This window comes from Clostridium fungisolvens (assembly GCF_014193895.1).
Classification (GTDB): Bacteria; Bacillota; Clostridia; order Clostridiales; family Clostridiaceae; genus Clostridium_AR; species Clostridium_AR fungisolvens.
Genome location: NZ_BLZR01000001.1, coordinates 588,045 through 609,667, shown reverse-complemented (window position 1 = coordinate 609,667; position 21,623 = coordinate 588,045). Strand labels below are relative to the sequence as shown.

The window sequence follows — 21,623 nt, the reverse complement described above, 5'->3', positions numbered from 1 at the left end:
TACACTTTACAGTTTATCAATCTTATTGCTCTTTATTATGAATATCTATTACAAAGAAATCTAGATCATCTATTTCATCTATTACTTTATTAAAATATCTAAAGTATGTGCGCTTGCCCCCAATAAATCAGGCCTTTCACAGGTAGTAAGATGATATTTAATAAAAATCTCAAAGGTTTCCTCATCCATAGCATTCAGAGTAGGTCTCATATAATTAGCTGGTCCATCAGCTGCAATTAATTTTAGCCTTTGCAGTCCAACTTCCTCATTCAGTTTGTTGATATCATCTATTCTTACATAATCATATAGATCTTCTGGCTCTGATAAAACATGAAAATCTTCGCTAAGCTTCCCATTTTCAATACTTGTTCGAATGTTATTTTCCTTAAATCCATATGTTATTACACTATACTCATTCATTAAGTAAGCTACTAATATAACTCCTCCAACCTTAGTTACTCTTTTTGCCTCTTGTAAAGCCTTTACTTTATCTTCAAATTTATATAAATGATACATTGGTCCAAACACCAAAGTCATATCAAAAGTATTTTCTGAAAATCTTGATAAATCTAATGCCGTTCCCTGATATGCTTTTACTGTACTTCCTTTTGATTTTAAGACACCTAGATTGTGCTTTACAAGTTCAACTGCTGTAACATCATAGCCCTCCTTTGCAAGTTGTACAGAATATCTACCAGTTCCCGCACCAACATCTAAAATTTTTGCATTAGGTTTATTTTCCAAACACTGATGAATATATTTCATAGAAGTAATATACTCAACTTGACCATGCCTTCTCGTTAATCTTTTATCTTCACAAAATTTATTATAGTGTTTCTCTAATTCCTTAGTCATATCTCTATATTCCCATCCATTATATTAAAAATTATTAATCATAAATATTTCAACAAATATTATACTATATATTGCGCTTAAAATATGAACTTTCTTTATTATATTCATTATTTCTTAAATTTTTCTTTAAGGCTTTTTGTCATAGTGTTAATAATTTAAAAAAACTTATAACATAAAAACTCATTATATGTACAAAATAATTTAGAAGGTGGTGATTATACAATGGCTAATAAAACCAATAAAACCGACAATGCCAATGTAAACCTAGAGAATACTTTCTCAGGCTCAAAGCACCAAAATGGTTCTTTTAGTGTTAATGAGCAAAGCAAATTCTCTAACAAATATAAAAATGTTGAACCTCTTCCAGAATCAGATCGCCCTAGACGCGATGGCCCTGGTGGAGAAGATGGAGAGTAATCTATCTTAAGCTAAATAAACAAGTGGTGATATTTATTAATATCTCCACTTGTTTATTTTATCCACTTATCATAAGATAAGTTTATTTAATTTACGTTTTAGTTTAAAATAAATATTTTATTATTTATTATTTATTAAATCCATTGCAAACTTTAAGACGCTTGGACCATTACACATACCATAATCCATAGAAGGAATAGCTTCTACTTGAATATTATATTTCTCTCCTTTTTTCTTCATTTCTTTAAGCTGAAAACGAATTTGTGGTCCTATTAATACTACATCTGCTTTTGCCATATTTGAATCAGCTGCATCAGTTGATACTTTCCAAATAGTTGCTTCTATACCTTGTTCTTTAGCTGCTTTCTCCATTTTTGTAACTAGTAAACAAGTTAGAAAATATGCAGTTGAAAACCAAGAATAAAATGTTTGCATTCAGATTATGTACTCATCGTAACACATCAGATGTATTTGTTAATATTTTTATTAAAAACTATACTTCCCTATTCTATAAACATTTTCATCACAATATACATCTGTTTTTTTACTTACAGATATATTGTTATTGATATCATTATTTATTTTTTATATACAACCAATACTAATATAATAAAATTCAAATCAAAATATGGATGTACCACTTCATATTGAAATATATTAAAATAAGTTTAAAATGATATTACTGTTTTAAGCTAATTAAAGAATGGAGATGAATTGTAGTTGAATTATGTATATAACATATTAGTTCAATTTGTGGATAGAATAGCACTACTACTTATGTGTTTATTTGTTATAACAAGACTTAGAGGTTTTAGAGAAATATTTCATAGTGGCAATTATAGCAAAAAGGACTATGTAATTTTATGTATAGTATTTTCTCTACTTGCCATACTGGCCAATTATACAGGACTTAATGTTGAAGGCTCGCTGGTAAATGTTCGAATAATAACTGTAGTGTCTGGAGGTATAATATTTGGTCCAGTGGTTGGAATTGTATCTGGCGTAATATCTGGTGTCCATAGATATTTAATAGATATAGGAGGTATAACTTCAATTCCATGTCTTATAAGCAGTATAACCGCCGGAATAATATCTGGATATATTAATAAAAGAATTCAACGGAACTACAGATGGATAGCTGGAATAATAGCAGGGGCCTTTTCTGAGACCATTACAATGCTTCTTATACTTTTATTAAGCAGGCCTCTTTCTTTAGGACTTGATATAGTATCTAAAATTGCGTTACCAATGATATTAGGACAAATAAGTGTAGGCTTTATTGTTCAATTAATTCAGAGTATAGAGGATGATAAGGAAAGAATAGCTGCTAAACAAGCAAAACTGTCACTAGATATAGCTAATAAAACTCTCCCTTATTTTAGAAATATAAATAGTGATTCCTTAAATAAGATATGTACTATTATAAGAGATGATATTAAGGCTGATGCTGTATCAATAACTGATACAAATAATATATTAGCTTATATTGGAGTTGGGAAAGAATACTACAACATTGGGCACGAAATAATACCTGAAGAAACTAAAGAAGCTATAAATAGCGATAAAATAATTATAAGAAATAATGGTCTACAAGATAAAAGCTTAATGTTAAAATCTGCAATTATAATACCTCTTAAAGTAAAGAACGAAGTTATTGGAGCTTTAAAAATATATTATAAAACCTCTCATAGGATAACCTATTCTCTACAAGCTCTTGCTGTTGGCCTTTCTCAAATTATATCGACTCTAATGGAAGTATCAAAGGTTGAACAAATGAAAACAATGGCTAATAAGGCAGAACTTAAAGCTCTTCAAAGGCAGATAAATCCACATTTTTTATTTAATGCTCTAAATGCTATAACTTCTTTTATTAGGATAGACTCAAATAAAGCAAGAGAACTTATAATAAATCTAGCCAGCTACTTAAGATATAATTTAGAGTTAAACAGTGAATTTATAGATATAAAAAAAGAATTGAAACAAGTTAAAGATTATGTAGAAATTGAAAAGGCTCGATTTGGAAATAAATTAAATATAATTTATCATATCGATGATGTAGATATAAAAATACCAAGTCTTACAATACAACCTCTAGTAGAAAACGCCATAATTCATGGTATTTTAAAAGATAAGGAAGCAGGCACAGTACAAATTATTGTAGAAGATAAAATTGAAAAAGTTAAGATTTCTATAATAGATAATGGTATAGGAATAAGTGAAGAGACAATTGAAAATATCTATAATGATGCTGTTCCTAAAAACAAAATAGGACTTTACAATGTACATTCGAGAATTAAACTTATTTATGGAGAGGGACTTATTATAAAAAGATTAGAAAAAGGAACAAAAATAGAATTTTACATAAATAGAGCGCAGGTGAGGTATCCAAATGAAAGCTATAATAGTTGAAGATGAGTTTTTAGCAAGAGAAGAACTTAAGTATTTTATTACAAACTATAGCGAAATAGAAATAATAGATGAATTTGAAGATGGAATAGAAGTACTTAAATTTATTCAAAATAATGAAGTTGATATTATATTCATGGATATAAATATACGATCATTAGATGGTGTACTACTTGCAAAAAGTATAAGCAAGTTTTCTAAAAAACCATACATAGTTTTTATAACAGCTTACAGAGAACATGCTGCTGAAGCTTTTGAAATAGAAGCTTTTGATTATATCCTAAAGCCTTATTCAGAATCCAGAATTGTATCTATGTTAAAAAAATTGGAGAATCTTAATAATCATAAAGAAAATAACTCACACAAAACTAATATACAAAATAAGATAAACTTATGGAAAAATGAAAAAATACTAGTGGTAGATACTAATGATATATATTATTGCATTGCTGAGGAACGAATAACCCATGTTTTTACAAAGAAGGATGCATATTCAGTAAACCTAGGTATAGCTGAATTCTATGACAGCCTTCCAAAAGATATTTTCTTCAGATGTCATAGATCTTATATTGTTAATATAAATAAAATAAGAGAAATAATCCCCTGGTTTAATAACACTTATAATCTAAAACTCCAAGATATAGATTATCAAATCCCTGTAAGTAGAAGTAACATAAAAGAGTTCAAACAGCTTATGAATATATAAATGTATTCCGTGTAGTTTTTTGTGCATTTCGTTCAACAAAGACTAATTTTATATTACACTGATTTATAATTATGGTAATAAAAGAACTAACCTAAAAGCTTAAGCTTTAATAGTTTTGCAAATACCTTATTAAATCGGCTTTTCAATATATTAATTAAGGAGTGATGAACGCTATGGAAGAAAAACTTAAAAACCGTTGGTTAATAGTTTTAGGTACAGTAATTGCTCAATTAGGACTTGGAACAATTTATACTTGGAGCTTATTTAATCAGCCTCTAGTAGACAAATTTGGATGGCACTTAAGTAATGTAACTATTACTTTCTCTATAACTAGTTTTGCTTTAGCATTCTCTACATTAGCTGGAGGTAAACTTCAGGAAAAACTAGGAATTAGAAAACTTGTGTCAATTGCAGGTTTAATCTTAGGTATTGGCCTAATATTAACATCTAAAGCAACTTCATTAACAATGCTATATATTACAGCTGGAATAATGGTTGGTGCCGCAGATGGTATCGCATATCTTACATCACTAACAAATTGTATTAAGTGGTTTCCAGAAAAAAAGGGGCTTATCTCAGGTATATCGGTTGGAGCCTATGGAAGTGGAAGTCTAATTTTTAAATATATTAATGGAAGTTTAATCAATAGTAATGGTGTTTCAGAAGCATTTTTATACTGGGGAATTATATCTATGATATTAGTTGTTACTGGTGCACAGCTATTAAAAGATGCTCCAATACTAAGTTCTACTACTAATAATGCTAATAGTAATTCAATTAAACAAGATTTTTCAGTAAAAGAAATGCTTAAAACTAAAGATTCGTACTTTTTATTTTTGATATTCTTCACATCCTGCATGAGTGGTCTTTATTTAATAGGAATTGTTAAAGATATAGGTGTTCAATTAGCTGGTCTTACACCTGCTGCTGCAGCAAACGCAGTAGCTATGGTTGCAATCTTTAATACAGCTGGAAGAATTATATTAGGAGCTTTATCAGATAAACTTGGCAGATTAAACGTAATAATTTTCACCCTTTCGATTATAACTGCTTCAGTATTTGTTTTAAGCTTTGTACATTTAAATTTTATAATTTTCTTTGCATGTGTTGCTTCAATTGCATTTTGCTTCGGCGGAAATATTACAGTCTTCCCTACCATCATAGGTGATTTCTTCGGTTCTAAAAATCAAACTAAAAATTATGGAGTTATATATCAAGGCTTTGGTTTAGGAGCTCTTTCTGGTTCATTCATTGCAACATTAGCCGGAGGCTTTATACCTACCTTTATAATTGTCGGATGTCTATGTATAATATCAATAGTTTTAGCTTCTATTATGAACTCAACAAAACTTAATACTTATTTTGAGCGAACTTATAAATTAGTAGGAAAAACCTCTTAATTCGAGATTTACTTAGAATACATATTATATATTCTCAACCTACAACTTTATTAGAACTTATAACACATATAAATAGCCCACAAAAATCCACTTTTTTTAGATTTTTGTGGGTTTCATTATGGAATCAAAGCTCAACCTTTGAATTGCTATCAAACATAAAATTCCTTTTAATATCTATTTTATCCCTACACTCTATTTATTATCTAATCGATCTACACCCCCCATCTTTATAGTTGCCATGTTTACTTGCAACACAAAAAGAATTCCTGATTTGAAAATCCCCCACCTCAAAATGGCATCGTTACTTCCAATCTCAGAAATCCTTTATTTATCAATGCTTTACACACTTTTATTTATCTTTTTAAGTAAAAATTATCTTGATGCTATTTCTTTTTAATAGCTACACGCCATTCCTCTGGTCCTTGCTCAAGATATTCCCATTCAAATTGTCCATCATACTCCGCTAAAAACTGGTAATGTAGTGGTCTTGGATCATGGTCATTTAATAACTCCATTTCTTCTCCACTCATTAGTTTATTAAAAGTATCAAATATTACAGCATGCTTTTCCCTTGGTGGATATATACGTGCATCTACTTGTGCATTAAATCTTGACATTGCCTCTACCTCCGATATAGATAATTTATACTATATATATTATAAATAAACGCAGAAACTTTATGTGATTTCAATCACATGTGTAATTTAAAATTATTCAATTTAAACGTATTATCTATTTAATATTTCCTTAAGTGTAAATAATACTGTTAGTATACTAATTTTAATACACACAACTTTCGAAGGTAATTATGCTGACAAATGAAGAAAAAACTTATAATGTTATCTGCATTATATAAAATAACATTAGGTTCAATTAATTTTGTACGACGGATAATTGATGCAACTTCAGCTAACCCACTATTTAAAAAACTAACCCTAATATCGAAACAAAATGAAAAAACCCTAGACATCTCTGTCTAGAGTTTTTATATGGTGGAGGCGAAGCATAACCTTTAAAATCCCCCCATAACTATAAATACTATAATTATATTATTAAATTTATCATTAAACTTTTCTGACTAGTTGATACTTATATTCCTCATACTATTTATTTAAAAAATCAAGAGCAAATTGTACATGCAAAGCCGTACCATATTTCATGTAATCTTCATCTATTTTGAATTTCTCATGATGTGGAAAGTATATTGCTTCCTTTTCTTCGTTTTTATATCCCATAAATGCATAAACTCCTTTAGCATATTGGAAATAGTAGGGCATATCCTCTGATCCCATATATTTAGGTAAACTTATATTTTTACCTTCTCCAAAGATCTTTGTAGCAGATTTATCAGCCAGTACTGCTAGTTCATCATCATTGTAGAGGCTAAGTGCACTTTCATCTATTCTTACATCTACTTTAATCTCATAAGCATCTGCAATAGCTTTTGCATGTCTCTTTATTGCATCATGGGCTATTTTTCTAACTTGTGGACTAAAGTATCTCATGGAAATATCAACTTCTGTATATTTGGCAACTATATTTGCCTTTGTACCTCCACTGAACTTTCCTACAGATATCACTATTGGATCTTGAGCATTAATATTTTTAGTAACTATCCCTTGAAGGTCTGTAACAAAAATACATGCAGGATGGATAGTATCTTTTGCTAGATGTGGAACTGATCCATGTCCTGATACTCCTTCAAACTTAACATAAATAGTATCACAACCAGCCATTCTATACCCTGGTTCAATATTTACATATCCTGTCTCTAATTCTGGCATTCCATGCATCGCAAAGCAAGCATCTACTCCATCCATTCCACCTGCTTCTATGATTTTTTTTGCACCTGAAAATGTTTCCTCACCTTCTTGAAAGAAAAATCTAACCTCACCAGATATGTCATCCTTCATTTTAGATAAAATTTTTGCAGCACCAAGAAGCATTGAAGTGTGAGCATCGTGACCACAAGCATGCATTACTTCAGGATTTTTAGATTTAAATTCAACATCTGCTTCTTCTTTTATAGGAAGAGCATCTATATCACCTCTTAAAGCTATAGTTTTACCACTTTTGCCACCTTTTAAGGTTGCAATCAAGGAAGTATTTCCTGCTTTCTTATATGGTATTTCTAGCTTATCTAATTCCTTCATAATCTTTTCTTGAGTTTTAAATTCCTGACCACTAAGTTCAGGATTTTCGTGTAAATCTCTTCTAAAGTTAATAATATACTCTTCAATTGATTTAACCTTATCTAATATGTTTGACAATGTAAAAACTTCCTTTCTTTTTTATTTTTATAAATATACATATCTACTTTGTAGTTTTAAAAATCAAAGCAATACTAAAAGTTTAAAATAATGATTTATTAGCTTCAGATTCTGGTTGAATGTCATCTATACATTTAACCTTCCCCTGAAGCTAATCTTTATTCTTAAGTTATTATCTCAAGTCTAATTATGTCTTTATGTAAAAATCGTATATAGAATTTTCCTTTTTTGTTTTCTCTAAATAACAAAGATTAAGCAACTCTTCTTTTAGGCTCTTCATCTTTCTTATTTTTAGGTACAAGTGTTAATACAGCAATTAGTGATATGGTTCCTGCAATTACACTAACTCCTAACCCCCAACCAGCTGATAAATTTTGAGCTGTTTTGTCACTCATAATAATAGCTGATGATACTGCCCCCGATATGGCTACCCCAAAGCTACCGCCTAAAGAACTTGCCATTTTATAAATACCTGATGCAGATCCTGCTTTTTCTGCTGGTGCATTTCCAACTGCAGTATTTGTAGATGGAGTAGCATAAAATCCAAATCCAGTTCCCATAATAGCAAGACCAATTACAACAGCTGTAAAGTAAGCAACATTTGGTAAAAAGGTTAGCGTCATCAAGAAGATTCCTACAGCAGCCATTAATGTACCTATAGCCATTGGCAAACGTGCTCCTATCTTAAGCATAACTTTTTCTCCTACACGAATTGTTGAAACTATGGCAACTAAATAGCTAATTGTCAACAGTCCACTTTGGAATGAACTTAATCCACGTGTGGTTTGAACATAAGGCATTAAGATAAATAAACAACCAGCACACATATTAAGCAAGAAGTTTGAAATCACAGCTGCATTATAGCCTTTGCTGCTGAATAGTGATAGATCAACTAATGGTGCTGCATTTCTACTTTCTATAAATAGGAATATACCAAATAAAATTACGAAAGCAGCTATTAATGAAATAATAATTGGACTTGTCCATCCGAGTTGTCTTCCTCTAGTAACCACTAAATTTAACGAAAGCAATGATAAAACTAAAGTAATAATTCCAAAATAATCAATGCTTCGTTTTTCTCCAGTAGTAACTTTACTTTCTGGAGTACCATTTATTAATAACATACCAATTAACGCTACAGGAACAGTAATCCAAAATAACCATCGCCAACTTAAAGCTGATACTACTGCACCTCCAAAGAAGTTAGCAACACCGCTACCTCCCCAAGAAGCCAAAGACCAAAAGCTTAGCGCACGAGGACGAGCTTCACCAGTATAATAGGCATTTATAAGTGCTAGAGTTGCAGGCATTATAAATGCGCCTGATAAACCTTGGATAACACGTCCTAAAATAAGAAATGTAGCTCCTTGTGCTGTTGCGCATAGAATCGATCCAATTATACTTAATATAAATCCAAGTTGAGTCATCTTAACTCTTCCTATTTTATCTGCTATACTTCCTGCCGTTACAATACTAACGCCACAAATTAAAGCAGTAATACTGACTGCAGTACTAACAATGGAACTTGAAATCCCTAAATCATGAGTAAGTGGTGGTACCCCTGCTGTTATAGCACTTGCAAATAACCAATAGGTTGCAACCCCAAGAATCATTCCAAATAGCAAACGATCATTACCTTTATAATTTGTCATATGTTTTCCTCCTAAATTTTTTTAAATTTGTTACCTATTAAATCCAGAAAACAATTACATTGGCATTGCGTAAAGTAGTTTAATGATTAATCATAGTCATGACTTTAAGAATGCGTTCACTACTAGAATGTACAATTAATTTTGAATCTGTGAACAATTAGATATTACAACTATTAATAAAAAGTTAAAATAGTATTTCTACCAACGTATATACTTCTACCTTGAGTTCTATCTACAATTGCGTTAAGATGATGTTTTTTATTCTAAACGTAAGAAGAAGTTAAAAGTACTAATTTCCTTTTAACTTCTTTTTAACAAAAAAATATATAAATCTTGTGTAAACATTCCCTCATTTATGAATGTATTTAGAGTCATATTTAAATTTTTATCAACTATAGATTTTAGTATGTATAGACCTAATCCTCTATTTTCACCTTTAGTAGAATAGCCTTTGTTATAAATTTTATCCATGTCTAATTCTTCTCTTTTAAAAGTATTTGCTACTGTAATATTTAAATCACTACCGATTGCCTCCACAAAAATTTCTAACTTTTTGTCATCACATCTTAATGTTTCCTCTAACGCATTTTCTAATATTATTCCCATTACCCTAGAAAACTCCACTTCAGAAATATGGCATTCTTTTATTTCTCCTATGGTCATTAAACTTACTTTTACATCTTCTTTGATACTTAACATTATATAATATGAAAGAATAGATTTTAGAGGCAGATAACTTATATCTTTTAAATTAAGGAAGGCATCATAACTTTTATCTCCCACCACTTCTCTACTAAATTTATCTAATAAATCATTCTCTTTTAACCTATCTATTCCCATGCCTAAAACTATGTTTTTATAATCATGCTTAAATTCTCTATACTTTTCTACTAACTCTTCTATAGTATCTATGTATAAGGTTAATTCCTTAATTTTCTTTTCTTTTTCATTTAATTCTAATTCATCTCTTATATTTTTAATGTTTAATTTATTATTTATGATATAAAACATTAAAATAAAGAAGTTTATAGAAACAAATGAGATTAATTTAATTCCATAGTTTATATTTAAATCATTAATTATTTTTATTAAAATATTAATAAAAATAATTATATATATACCATTAAAATTTCTTTGCTTAACATTATCCTCTGGAAAAGTCAAAGGAATATATCTCCTGAATAATCCAAAAGCTAATAGGATCGCTAAATAAATTAATATAAAACTGTAATTAATAGGATTCAACAAAATGTTAAAATTAAATATATCTGATATAGTTATGTTATACCCTAGAATAAGTACTATACCTGAACTCATGTAATAAGCCATTAGAGTAATCAGCTCTACAAAAAAGGAAAGCTCCAGATTTCTTCTAAAATTCTTCCCAATACAGAAATAAGTTATAATATAATTGCAAAACCATACAAATATAAAGGACAAAAGGTTGTCTGTCAAATACTGCATTCCCCTAGGTTTAATAATCATTACTATGATTATAGCAAAAATACCCTTAAGTTTAATATCTATCTTTTTATCAGAAAAAGCATAAATAAGATAAATTTGCGCTAACGTTGTTGCTATTGTATAACGCATGCTCTTATCTCCTTTTCTCTCCTCTTAGAAACAATCTCCTTCATACCACCAGTAAGAACCACATATAAATCTCCATTAATATCTTCAATCATTTTAATATGTTCTTTGTTGACAATTATGCTTCTATGGATTTGTACAAATTGATTTGAAAGATCTTTTTGAACTTCTTTTAAAGTTAAATTTACGCTTATTTCATTTTTTATTGTATATATAATAATTTTCTTTTTACTCTTATCAGTTTCTATGCAAATAATATCTGAAGGCTTTATTATAAATACATTCCCACCAACTTTAAATATTAAAGATTCATTTTCAATCTTATCTTTATAAATTTTAATATATACATTAAGTGCTTCTTTAATGGAGTTTTCAATGTCATAACCTTTGTCTATAAAATCTAATATCTTTAGCTTATATTTAAATACACTTTGCATTTGATGAACATAAGAAGTAACATATATCATTTCTCCTTTATATTCATCAATATTTCTTATTTCTCTTCCTAGAGATAAACCATTTTTCTCCTGTTTCAAATCTATATCTAAAATATAAAGACAATCTTCATATGAATTTAAAGATTTAATATAATTTATTGCTTCTTCATAGATGTTAAATGCTTTAATATTACATTCTAAACTCCTGTCTTCAAATACAGTTTTTGTTATTTTAGAAATTTTTTCAATATATTCTTTATTATCTTCACATATAATTATGTTCAAAAAAATCACCACTTTACATTTTTATTCAGCCCTTTTTTTATCAATTGGCTCTAAAAGTTTAGGTCTTTCTTTATTTAAAGCTACATTACTCCAGATATAATTTTTTATATCATGAAAATTAAAAGGAGCTATTCCAGCAGTGAAAGGGAATCCGAAGCTTGTAGTTGATGCCATTTTGATCACTGCAATATTTAAGCCCATAACAAACCCAAACAATCCAAAAGTAGCTGTAAGAAAAAGCATAAGGAATTTTAATAGCCTTATAGGGGAACTGAAAGTATAATCTACAACAGCATAAGATGTTATAGAAGACAAAGCTGAAATTATAATTATAAGAGGGCTAACAACTCCAGCAGCAACTAATGCCTGGCCAATAATTATAGCTCCCACTATACTAATTGAAGTACTTATCTGCTTTGGAGTTCTAAGGTTTGCTTCTCTTAGTAGTTCCAATAATAGTTCCGTTAAGATAGCCTCTAAAAAAGCATTTATAGGAACCTGTACTCTTGAAGAAGTAAGGACTAAAATATACTTTTCTGGCAAAAATTCTGGATTAAAAGCAACCAGTATAACATAAAATGAGGATAATGTCAGAGTTATACATAAACATGTAATCCTTAAAAATTTAAGGAATATTCCTATATAGGTATTGGCATAATGATCATCTCCAGCATCAAAAAATCCAATAGCACCCTTTGGTACTATTAAGGCTAGATTACTTCCATCCACCAAAATGCAAACCCGGCCCTCTAATATAGCAGCACAGGCTGAATCTGATCTTTCAATTGTACCTATTTGTGAAAATACCTTTGTAGTTTTATTTGATAGAAATTTTTGTATATACCCCGATTCTAAAATACCATCAACCTTTATTTCCTCTAGCCTTTTTTTTATTTGTGTAACATATTTGGGATTTGCAACATCCTGAAGATATACTACAGCCACAGATGTTTTTGTTCGTATACCCACAGTACAAAAATCTGTCTTTAGTGATGAATCTTTTATTCTATGACGTATTAGAGATAAATTTGAATTTATATTCTCATTAAAAGCCTCTCGTGGTGATCTAATTGCCATTTGCACCTCAGGTGGCGCAATACTTCTTTTCTCATAATTCACCGTATTAGCTACAATATATTGTTTACTACCACTTACAAGAATTACTGAATTTCCTTTCAGAATATAATCTGTCATCTTATTTATATCTTCTTCTAAAAGAACATCATCTATATAAATAATAGAACTCATAATTAACTCTGCTGTAGGTGATTTTATATCACTATATTGCAATAATGGTTTTATGATATTTTCCGATAAGCTATCTCTATTTGTAATTTCCGGAATATATAATATGTAAATTTCCTTTTCTTTAATATTTAACTTTCTGGATAACATTCCTGTTATATTATTCTTAAGTTCTTCAATTATATCTTTTTCCACTAAATCATACCTCACTTTACCTAGGTTATTCCACATCGGAATTTAATACCCCTGTATCTATAATAGTAGTATTCACACTTACATGGAAAACAGCCTTTGTATAATCTTCCTTCCAGTTTATAGTTTTGTAAATCCTAGGATTTTCTGCTTTAAAGTATCTTGCAAAGCCAAAAACATCAGATTTAAATTCGTTTTGTGATCGGCTTACAGCAGATAAAACATTTTCTTTTATTAAGCTTCCAATTACTGCCTCTACCTTTTTCTTGTCTTCATTAGTAAAGGGTTCCATATGATATTGAAATTGCACTTCTGATTTTAACTTTAAATCTATATAAATATTAATTTTATTATCTTCATAACTGGTTCTTATACTTCTTTTACTTAAATCTGACTTAATAGAAAGTAAATTTTTATCATCACTTGGACTTGGAATAGCTCTTGTGTCACCAGCTCTTTTAGATAACATCAATAGAAATCCACCAATCTCATCCTGCTTAATTATGTAAGCTAATTTAGAATCCACCATTACTGCAGATCCTAAAAGCTTAACGGTATTATCTTCAACTGTAATATAAGGAAGTAAATATCCTAAACTTCCAAAATTAATATCTGATTGCAACTGCTGAACTGATTTAAGTACAGTAGTCCCTTCTTTCTCTAAATATCTTAAAGTTTGTTCTATTCCATACCCTATGGATTCTGCATTGTCTAATTTCTTATTAAACAGTTCATCCATTGGCTCTTTAGATACAGACACATGAATTGAACTTCTAAGACCAGGTCCAAAATATATCTTATTAATATAAGATTCTATCCCCCTTTGTTCCGCATACCTCTTGCTAACTACGAAAGCTATTGCTGTTTTATCAAAACTAATTGCAGGAATCTGAATATCTCTATTTTTTCTAGTATCTTCAAAGGTTTTGCCTACTGCTTTATACTTATACGTTTCTGCTAAATTATTACTCATATTACCTTCTCTTGAAGTAGCTGATCCTAGCTTTACATTTTCACCAGTAATCTCTATTTCATCATTTAATATATCCACTCCTGCACTAATAGTTATAGTCCTCTTATCAATATCTTCATAGTCCCAACATCCAGTTAAAAATATTGATAATAATAAAATACATGCTAATTTATTATATTTTTTTATCATACTTTTTCACCTTCGTAATAATAAATAAAATTACTGGTATTACAAATACTAAGACTATTCCTAAATAAGAATTATATTTAATTATCAACTCCTGCATAAACGTTGTATTTGGTATTTGAGATACTATAATAGATATAAAAATTATTATAATTACCATGAAACTGTAATTAACACTTCTAAATATCTTATTTAATATGAAAGCTATTCCATAACCCCATATAGAAATACCACATGATAAATTCATCATTCGAAAGATAAAATAAATACCATCAACTCTTCTAATAAATTCAAGACTAGGTATATCAATACCTCTTAATACAGAAACAACAGGTGAATTTAACATAACAACAAGTTCTACTCCAACTACAGATATAACAGACTCAACTATATAGATATATAGAATGCCTATAAATCCAATCATAAGTAATGTGTATCTATATATATTCTTATTTTCGCTTCGACTTATTGGTATAAAGAGAAGGATTTCCATTCCTAAAAAGGGTAAACTTGTTCTTGGAATTGCTTCAAAATATTTCACAATATCACTAGCAACAAATAAAGGCTTTATATTTACCAATTGGCCCTGTGTTGCCAAAAGAAAAAAAATAAGTATATAGCCTAGAATAATAATGGTAACATATATTTCACATGCCCTTGCAATAACATTAATTCCTTTTATTAAGGAATAGCCTATCACTATTGAAAAAATAATAGATATGTATATTAAGGGTGTTTTAGCCAGAATATTTGTTTTGATAGATTCACTAGCTCCCCTTATAAACATAGTAAAGTATGTAAAAAAATACACTAGGTATAAAATTAAAAATATAAATGCTATGAATTTGCCAACTAATTGTTGACCATATTCATAAATGGTTTTTCCTTCATATACATTCTGAAGAAATATAATTATGTATGTAATAAAAATGAATATAATAGTTCCAATTAATAATACCAGCCAGCTAGCTGTTCCAGCTTTTTCTGCTATATTTTTAGGTAAACTTGTAACAGTATATCCAACAATTACGCTGAATAATATAACAGAGATCTGTCTGTTTGTGAGAAACTTATTCATACTCTTTCTCCTGTTAGTCGAAACTTTATATTCATAGGTTATGCATTTATTTATAAAGAATACATTTATTTAGCAAACTACAGCTTGAATCTCTATACCCAGCAATAAGGCTCTAGCACAAATGCTAGAGCCCTTAATTTAGGGGAAGAGATGAATTTGATCCCCCGGAAGGTCATAGCCCGTTCGCCTTTTTTCCAGTTGTGCTGAGAAACTTTTTCATAGTTTTAATCTTGGTGAATGATTATGTAGCTAATTACTTGCTATTTTTTCAACAAAGAATAAAAGAAGAATGCCAATCATCTGAGGATTCTTCTTCTTTATCGTTTATAAAATTTTTCCTGTTCTTCTTCTTTCTAATTCATCTTGAATTTCTGTAAGTGCTTCTTTAGTCATAGGATATACAAATGCAATTATTAAAAATACTATAAAATACGTAACTGCTGGTATTAATGTAGCAAGACTTCTAATATTTGATACAACCTCAGCTGTTTGCTGTGGTGCCTTTGCAACATAGCCCGCAAATCCAAGTGCTACTCCCCCCATTACTCCAGCTATTGCCTGACCAACTTTTCTGGCAAATGAGTATATAGAGTAAACTGTACCATCTTCTCTTTTCTCTGTAATGTATTCTTGATAATCTATTACATCTGTAACAAATGCCCAAAGCATGAAGTTGAAAAAGTTATATCCTAAATTAGCAATAAAACTAAATGCAACAAATAAGTATGCATTTTTAATAGGAATAAGGTATAACAAAAAATATGCTGCTGCTGAGAAAAATAGAGCTACAGCTGCTGATTCCTTTTTACCGAATTTCTTTGAGATTGGAGCAATTGCAGGTGCAACCATTACTACATTAAGAATAGTAACAAAGCCAGCTAGAGATAATGCCTTTGTATTTCTGAAATAATCTTTGTATAAATAAGTATTTAAACTTCCTGAAAGTAACATTGCTATTATTAATGTAAGTGATGCAACTACAATTGAAAGGAATGGTTTGTTCTTTGTAAGTCCCTTCAAAGAAACAAGCAAACTTCCTTTATGCTCTAAAGATGTGGCTGCTGTTACACGTTCTGTTGATAATTTATAACAAAGTGTGTAACAAATCATTGCAAGCATAGCCATTATAACAGCTACTATAAAAAATCTGTTTGAATCGGCTTTGTTATTTATAAAAACCACCATTGGTACAACTGTTGATATAATCATTCCTGCTAAGGCAGCACCTATACTTCTAAAAGTTGAAAGAGAAGCACGTTCAACTGGATCACTTGTTATAACTGATGCCATCGATCCGTAAGGGATATTTACAGTACTATATAATGAACCCCATATAATATAAGTTGCAAAGGCATAAACAAGATAAAATTGATTTGACAATCCAGGAACCTTTGTAAACATTAAAATTCCAAACACTAAAAGGATTGGTGCAAAACGCATTATCCATGGTTTAAACTTACCATTTTTTGTAGCAGGTCTTGAATCTATAAAACGCCCAACTGCAACGTCCATAATAGCATCCCAAAGTCTTGCAACTAAAAATACAATACCTGTAATCGTTGGACTAATACCAAATACATCTGTATAAAAAACCATTAGAAATGAACTTGCAAAAATGAAGAAGAAATCATTTCCAAAGTCACCAAACATATATCCAAGTTTATCTTTTAATCCAAATTTATTATTTGAACTGATATTTTCTTTTATCACTTTTTTATCCTCCAATTTATTAATATAATTATTTCTTTATTAAAATTTATTACAACGATTACATAAATCTGAACAGCCAGTTATCATTAAAAGCTCCATCTATAACATTATTTAAAGCAGTGATTGCCTATATTCTAATAAAATATATGCAATCATTTTCCCATTTAAATATCTTGTATAAAATCGTAAAATAAATACAATTCAATTATCTTCTTGTCTCCCACTTATTGCAGAATACATTTTCATTAAAGTGAGTTCCTTTAAAATCTGATTCTCCCATTATTTTTCGAATTGTTTGTCTAATTACTTCTCTTGTATTTTTATAAGCATTAATATATGTTTTAACCATTGGAACATCTGTTAAATGAGTTGTGAAATTTAATGATACAAATACTGTTGGCACTTCATAAACATACCATGGAATATCTGTAGACATTGGGCATGCCCATCTAATTCTATAGTTGTTTTCAGCTGCATAACCTCTGATATCAGAGAATATAATTGCTGCATCCCAGTTTTTAGAATATTCATCTGTTTTACCTTTTTCTCTTGTATTTCCATCATGTAATGTAATTTCAAAACCTACTCTTTCAAGTTCTTCAACAATAATTTGAGTTGATGATTTACCTGCTTCATAAATGCCGCCTTGTTCCCCATAAAGAATATGAACTTTTAATCTCTTGTGAGTACTTGGTCTTATTGGTAACTGATTCCATGTGTCTTTGATTAAAGATATCCCTAAGTCAGCAGCATCTTGAGCTATAGCTAAATGTTCTGAACATCCTACTACATCTAATCCTTCTTCTGGAGGAGTTAATTTACCTTCTTTTTTTAGTTTGTGTAAATTTACTGTAGCTTTTAAGCCTAAAATTCTACGTAATGCATCATGTAATCTTTCTTCAGTAATAACACCATTTTTATATCCATCCATCATAAATCCAAAATCTTCTTCAGCATCATTGAAGAATAAGAACATATCGCAACCGGCAGCAATTGCAGCCGGTACATAATCCCTACGTTTCATAGCAGCTGCCATACCAATCATGTGAGACGCATCAGTTAAAACTAATCCATTAAAGCCTAATTGTTCACGTAATAAACCTGTAATTAACTCTGGTGACAAAGTTGCAGGTAAAACATCTTCATCTTTTAAACCTGGAACTAATTTTTTTTGATACTCTGGCAATGCAATATGTCCAGCCATAATTGACATAACGCCATCTTCAATTAATGCTTTATATACCTTTCCAAAGCTTGAATCCCATTCTTCAACACTTAATTCATTAACACCAAGTAATAAATGTTGGTCGCGTTCTTCTGTGCCATCACCAGGAAAATGTTTAATACATGATGCAATATTGCTTTGTCTTAACCCTTTAATATATTGAGTTGTATATTTTATAACTGTATCTGCATCTTTACCATATGCTCTTGTGTTAACAATTGTATTACGCCAGTTAAAAAGTATATCTGAGCATGGATCGAAGTTCCAATTTACTCCCACAGCTTCTTCTTCACGACCGCTAACATAACCAACATTATAAGCAACCTTTTCACTGCCTGAAGCTTCAACAGCCGCTGCTGTTGCCACATAAGTACCATCTCCACAACATCCATCTCCGCCATTGTCGCAGTTTGCTGCAATAAGTAATGGTAATTTACTCTCTGTTTGTAAATGTTTAAGAAAATTGTAAACCTCTTTTTTAGTAGTATTAGCATCTTTATATCTTGCTCCGCCAACATGATATTTTTCAATTATTTCAGACGCATATTCTAAATTCATATCATGAAAATGACCTATAAATAATTGACCTATTTTCTCTTCTGTAGTCATTTCCGCTATAGTGTCTTCTACCCATTTAATATCCTCATCGCTTAAATAATAAGGTTTTGCTTTTAAATCTACTAATTCCATGTTCCTTTCCTCCCAAATAAACTCAAATTTACTTTAATATTGAGTTAAATTCATTAATTAATTTATCTTGATATTCTCCTCTATAGCTACCTTCCAAAAGTTTGGTTAATGCTTCATACATTAATCTCTTCCAAGAAAAATCTTCTCTGCCAACAAGTATAGGATAAAATAATACATCATTTTTCATTGCAGATTCCAAGTCACCAAGTGCATCCCCAATCATTAGCACTTCATCTTCATAGTACTTATTGTTTTTTAAGTTAGCTATACAGTTTGCCTTGGTTCCAGCTTCTTGCCCAAGCATTACTTTCACAAAAGGTGCAAGCTCATGTCGTGTCCATTCTGCAATTACAGCACCTCCATTTGCAGAAGAAACAATTGCAACATCTGCAACACAACTAATAGTTTCTAATACTTTTTTAACATTAGGAAATGGTTTGTCATCCTCTGGTAATTCAGTAATAGCTTTATTAACAGCATTGCTCCATTCCAGCACTTTAACTAGTTGTCCATCTTTTGTTTGAGAAATTGCTTTTTCTAATGCAGGATTTGATAATTCAGTTGAATTTTCAATCCACTTATTAACTGTTGAAAAGTCTGGCATATCTATACCATCTTCTGATAAAAGTTCAAAAGTTTTTGCGAGCCCTTTAAATCTGTTAATCCCTCTTGTTTTTGAGTACAAATTAACCATATTCCATGTTTCAAGAAACTTTGCCTCTATATCTTGCAGTCCCCATATTTCAATTGCCTTAGGTGCAAAGCATTTTCTATGTTTTACTTCCATAGTGTCCATTGCACACCCATCAGAATCAACACATACTAAAAATCTTTTAGTCTTTTTAAAGTCTTCTATATTTACTTTCATAAAGTTACCTCCGTCTATGAAATCATTTTCATTTTATTAAGCATAGTTTATATCTTTAAAAAAATTTTGACCTTAACTATTTTGCTTTATTGTATAAAATTATTGCACTTAAAATAATTTTCTGTTATTATAATTTAAATTTCTAATATTTCAGATGTGGAGGAATTATGAGAGTAAAAAATAAAAATATAGATGACACCATTTATTCTATTTGTATTCTTATTCATCAAATATGTAAGTTAAATTTAGAGTTTATAAGTGATAGTCCCAGTTCTTCATTTGAGCTAGTTAATTCTCAATCACCTATTTTATTATCTAACTCCAAAATCGAAACTCTTACATATATTCACAACTTTTTAAAAAATAAATCACCTAATGAAATTCTGTATCATACAGATAATTTCCAGCTTAACTATCTTGCTGTTGGTTTTTTCGAAAAATCACAATATAAAGGTACTATTATTGTTGGGCCTTTTATTTCTACTATCCCAGATAATGGATTTATTACTAAGGTTATAGAGACAAATCATTTACCTCTAGTGCACAGGTTACAACTTCATGAATACTATAAAAGTCTTCCTATTTTCGATGTTAATGATAATAAAAACGTAGGTAATTTGATGATTAATTTAGCTTCAAATCCTTTTATTTATGGAAATATGCTATTTTCACAGAATGAAAGCCTTGATATTAATAAAAAAGAAAAAAATGATTTGAATGAAAAAGAACTATTCTCTGCAATAGAATTGAGGTACAAAATAGAAAAAAATCTCTTAAATGCTGTTGAGAATGGTTCAACTGAAAAAGCTTTGAAGTTTAAGAATTCATTCCAATTTGCTGCAGTTCACAGGATTCCTAATAATCCATTAAGAGCTTATAAAAATCTTACTTTTAGTTTTAATACTTTACTTAGAATAGCAAGTGAGCGTGGCGGAGTTTCCCCTATTTATATTCATAATTTATCTGATAAATTTGCTATTTTAATAGAAAATATATCTAGCATGGCGCAGTTAGAAGCCCTTCAAATAAACATGATTTCAGAGTATTGTGATTTAGTAAATAAATTTTCTACGGCTGGCTATAGCAAAATTATAAGAAAAACTATTAACTATATTAATTTAAATTTTGACAATCCAATATCTTTGAGTTTAATTGCAGAGAACATTAATATAACACCCTCTCATCTTTCAAGGCAGTTTAAAAAGGAAACCAATATGAATGTTACAGAATTTATTAATAAAAGAAGAGTTGAAGAAGCTAAGTTCTTAATTGACCAAAATGATAATTCTATAACCGAAATTGCTCTTATGGTTGGCTATGAAAACCATAATTATTTTTGTAAAGTCTTCAAACAAATCACATCATTGACACCAATGGACTATTTAAAGATGACACAATCAAAAAATAGCTCTAAAGAGCAATAAAGAGACTGCTAATA

18 protein-coding genes are annotated in these 21,623 nt (G+C 29.8%); 5 read left to right on the top strand and 13 right to left on the bottom strand.

Annotated elements, in window-relative coordinates:
- Positions 1–81 precede the first annotated feature (81 nt).
- Positions 82–855: a class I SAM-dependent methyltransferase gene (locus tag bsdtw1_RS02350; protein ID WP_183275997.1), complete on the bottom strand. Its 774-nt coding sequence runs from the start codon at positions 853–855 to the stop codon at positions 82–84.
- A 222-nt stretch (positions 856–1,077) separates the two neighbouring features.
- Here bsdtw1_RS02350 and bsdtw1_RS02345 point away from each other — a divergent pair, with 222 nt between their 5' ends.
- Positions 1,078–1,272, top strand: coding sequence for a hypothetical protein (locus tag bsdtw1_RS02345; RefSeq protein ID WP_183275996.1), 195 nt, complete (start codon positions 1,078–1,080; stop codon positions 1,270–1,272).
- Positions 1,273–1,392: 120 nt separating this feature from the next.
- Here the strand turns inward: bsdtw1_RS02345 and bsdtw1_RS02340 are convergent, their stop codons facing one another.
- Positions 1,393–1,707: a PTS sugar transporter subunit IIB gene (locus tag bsdtw1_RS02340; RefSeq protein ID WP_183275995.1), complete on the bottom strand. Its 315-nt coding sequence runs from the start codon at positions 1,705–1,707 to the stop codon at positions 1,393–1,395.
- Between the two features lie 285 nt (positions 1,708–1,992).
- Between bsdtw1_RS02340 and bsdtw1_RS02335 the strand changes: the two genes are divergently transcribed.
- The 3 genes from bsdtw1_RS02335 to bsdtw1_RS02325 all read left to right on the top strand — a co-directional run bounded on the left by bsdtw1_RS02335 (position 1,993) and on the right by bsdtw1_RS02325 (position 5,784).
- The gene (locus bsdtw1_RS02335; RefSeq protein WP_183275994.1) at positions 1,993–3,681 is read left to right on the top strand and encodes a sensor histidine kinase; all 1,689 of its coding nucleotides are present in this window, start codon (positions 1,993–1,995) and stop codon (positions 3,679–3,681) included.
- A complete protein-coding gene (locus bsdtw1_RS02330; protein WP_183275993.1) occupies positions 3,662–4,384 on the top strand; it encodes a LytR/AlgR family response regulator transcription factor in 723 nt (240 codons plus the stop codon). Before bsdtw1_RS02335 ends, bsdtw1_RS02330 begins: the two co-directional genes overlap by 20 nt.
- A 173-nt stretch (positions 4,385–4,557) precedes the next feature.
- Positions 4,558–5,784 (top strand): L-lactate MFS transporter, encoded by a 1,227-nt coding sequence (locus tag bsdtw1_RS02325; RefSeq protein ID WP_183275992.1) that lies wholly within the window; start codon positions 4,558–4,560, stop codon positions 5,782–5,784.
- 383 nt (positions 5,785–6,167) lie between these two features.
- Here bsdtw1_RS02325 and bsdtw1_RS02320 read toward each other — a convergent pair whose 3' ends face one another.
- The 11 genes from bsdtw1_RS02320 to bsdtw1_RS02270 form a co-directional block, all read right to left on the bottom strand.
- On the bottom strand, positions 6,168–6,401 hold the full coding sequence (locus bsdtw1_RS02320) for a DUF2249 domain-containing protein (protein ID WP_183275991.1): 234 nt from the start codon (positions 6,399–6,401) through the stop codon (positions 6,168–6,170).
- Between the two features lie 486 nt (positions 6,402–6,887).
- The gene (locus bsdtw1_RS02315; RefSeq protein WP_183275990.1) at positions 6,888–8,054 is read right to left on the bottom strand and encodes an amidohydrolase; all 1,167 of its coding nucleotides are present in this window, start codon (positions 8,052–8,054) and stop codon (positions 6,888–6,890) included.
- A gap of 251 nt (positions 8,055–8,305) precedes the next feature.
- On the bottom strand, positions 8,306–9,706 hold the full coding sequence (locus tag bsdtw1_RS02310; protein ID WP_183275989.1) for an MFS transporter: 1,401 nt from the start codon (positions 9,704–9,706) through the stop codon (positions 8,306–8,308).
- Positions 9,707–10,006: 300 nt separating this feature from the next.
- A complete protein-coding gene (locus bsdtw1_RS02305) occupies positions 10,007–11,299 on the bottom strand; it encodes a sensor histidine kinase (RefSeq protein ID WP_183275988.1) in 1,293 nt (430 codons plus the stop codon).
- Positions 11,284–12,027, bottom strand: a complete 744-nt coding sequence (locus bsdtw1_RS02300; protein WP_244638095.1) for a LytR/AlgR family response regulator transcription factor — start codon at positions 12,025–12,027, stop codon at positions 11,284–11,286. Before bsdtw1_RS02300 ends, bsdtw1_RS02305 begins: the two co-directional genes overlap by 16 nt.
- Positions 12,028–12,039: 12 nt before the next feature.
- Positions 12,040–13,458, bottom strand: a complete 1,419-nt coding sequence (locus bsdtw1_RS02295) for a spore germination protein (RefSeq protein WP_244638094.1) — start codon at positions 13,456–13,458, stop codon at positions 12,040–12,042.
- A gap of 25 nt (positions 13,459–13,483) precedes the next feature.
- On the bottom strand, positions 13,484–14,617 hold the full coding sequence (locus bsdtw1_RS02290; protein WP_183275985.1) for a Ger(x)C family spore germination protein: 1,134 nt from the start codon (positions 14,615–14,617) through the stop codon (positions 13,484–13,486).
- Entirely contained in the window at positions 14,601–15,692 is a 1,092-nt protein-coding gene (locus tag bsdtw1_RS02285) for a GerAB/ArcD/ProY family transporter (RefSeq protein ID WP_183275984.1), read from the bottom strand. The genes bsdtw1_RS02290 and bsdtw1_RS02285 overlap by 17 nt, the downstream gene beginning before the upstream one ends.
- A 324-nt stretch (positions 15,693–16,016) precedes the next feature.
- Positions 16,017–17,402, bottom strand: coding sequence for an MFS transporter (locus bsdtw1_RS02280; RefSeq protein WP_244638093.1), 1,386 nt, complete (start codon positions 17,400–17,402; stop codon positions 16,017–16,019).
- A gap of 205 nt (positions 17,403–17,607) precedes the next feature.
- Positions 17,608–19,317: a glycoside hydrolase family 3 protein gene (locus bsdtw1_RS02275; RefSeq protein WP_183275983.1), complete on the bottom strand. Its 1,710-nt coding sequence runs from the start codon at positions 19,315–19,317 to the stop codon at positions 17,608–17,610.
- A gap of 28 nt (positions 19,318–19,345) precedes the next feature.
- Positions 19,346–20,185, bottom strand: coding sequence for an HAD hydrolase-like protein (locus bsdtw1_RS02270; RefSeq protein WP_183275982.1), 840 nt, complete (start codon positions 20,183–20,185; stop codon positions 19,346–19,348).
- 167 nt (positions 20,186–20,352) lie between these two features.
- On the opposite strand from bsdtw1_RS02270, the gene bsdtw1_RS02265 reads away from it, so the two are divergent.
- The gene (locus tag bsdtw1_RS02265; protein WP_183275981.1) at positions 20,353–21,609 is read left to right on the top strand and encodes a helix-turn-helix domain-containing protein; all 1,257 of its coding nucleotides are present in this window, start codon (positions 20,353–20,355) and stop codon (positions 21,607–21,609) included.
- The last annotated feature ends 14 nt before the right edge of the window (positions 21,610–21,623 follow it).

Coding starts and splice junctions, on each gene's coding strand:
- bsdtw1_RS02305 (WP_183275988.1), bottom strand. CDS start 11,299: ATGCGTTATACAATAGCAACAACGTTAGCGCAAATTTATCTTATTTAT.
- bsdtw1_RS02340 (WP_183275995.1), bottom strand. CDS start 1,707: ATGCAAACATTTTATTCTTGGTTTTCAACTGCATATTTTCTAACTTGT.
- bsdtw1_RS02345 (WP_183275996.1), top strand. CDS start 1,078: ATGGCTAATAAAACCAATAAAACCGACAATGCCAATGTAAACCTAGAG.
- bsdtw1_RS02290 (WP_183275985.1), bottom strand. CDS start 14,617: ATGATAAAAAAATATAATAAATTAGCATGTATTTTATTATTATCAATA.
- bsdtw1_RS02330 (WP_183275993.1), top strand. CDS start 3,662: ATGAAAGCTATAATAGTTGAAGATGAGTTTTTAGCAAGAGAAGAACTT.
- bsdtw1_RS02325 (WP_183275992.1), top strand. CDS start 4,558: ATGGAAGAAAAACTTAAAAACCGTTGGTTAATAGTTTTAGGTACAGTA.
- bsdtw1_RS02270 (WP_183275982.1), bottom strand. CDS start 20,185: ATGAAAGTAAATATAGAAGACTTTAAAAAGACTAAAAGATTTTTAGTA.
- bsdtw1_RS02350 (WP_183275997.1), bottom strand. CDS start 855: ATGACTAAGGAATTAGAGAAACACTATAATAAATTTTGTGAAGATAAA.
- bsdtw1_RS02275 (WP_183275983.1), bottom strand. CDS start 19,317: ATGGAATTAGTAGATTTAAAAGCAAAACCTTATTATTTAAGCGATGAG.
- bsdtw1_RS02320 (WP_183275991.1), bottom strand. CDS start 6,401: ATGTCAAGATTTAATGCACAAGTAGATGCACGTATATATCCACCAAGG.
- bsdtw1_RS02285 (WP_183275984.1), bottom strand. CDS start 15,692: ATGAATAAGTTTCTCACAAACAGACAGATCTCTGTTATATTATTCAGC.
- bsdtw1_RS02310 (WP_183275989.1), bottom strand. CDS start 9,706: ATGACAAATTATAAAGGTAATGATCGTTTGCTATTTGGAATGATTCTT.
- bsdtw1_RS02265 (WP_183275981.1), top strand. CDS start 20,353: ATGAGAGTAAAAAATAAAAATATAGATGACACCATTTATTCTATTTGT.